Annotated in this window: 1 protein-coding gene and 1 pseudogene; one reads left to right on the top strand and one right to left on the bottom strand. The window is 63.5% G+C overall.

Translation table 11 applies throughout. From position 1 onward, the window contains the following. Positions 1–106, top strand: a pseudogene (locus AC1DH9_RS31175) (Cd(II)/Pb(II)-responsive transcriptional regulator); the annotation flags it as partial. Here the strand turns inward: AC1DH9_RS31175 and AC1DH9_RS31170 are convergent. Beyond that, the coding region (locus AC1DH9_RS31170) for an MFS transporter (RefSeq protein ID WP_477809591.1) at positions 103–364 on the bottom strand (262 nt) is incomplete at its 5' end. The pseudogene AC1DH9_RS31175 and the gene AC1DH9_RS31170 overlap by 4 nt on opposite strands.

Genomic DNA, 364 nt, shown 5'->3' with positions numbered 1-364 from the left:
GCCGGATATCGAGCAGTGCGGGATTTTGCAGCAGCTGGAAGTCAGCGGTGGCGTGGCGGCGAGCGAAGCCGAGCATTCCCATGTCGGCCGAAGCCACGGGCATTAAGCCGCCCGGCGTAGCAGCAGCAAAAGCATGGCTAACGCGGCCAGCACCGCTCCGGTGATGAACGTGCTTTGCGCCCCGACGGTTTGCCACAGCCAGCCGGCGAGAACACTGGCGATCAACAGGCAAATGCCGCTGAGCAAATTGAAAATACCGAACGCCGTGCCCTTCAGCTCGTCGGGGGCCGTGTCCGCAACCAGTGTGGCGAGGATGCCTTGGCTGAAACCCATGTGCAGTCCCCACAGGGCTACGCGGCTACGC

This window comes from Pseudomonas sp. 05T35 (genome assembly GCF_056396605.1).
Note: the sequence above shows the minus strand (reverse complement) of the source record. Positions and strands in the feature narration are given on the sequence as shown.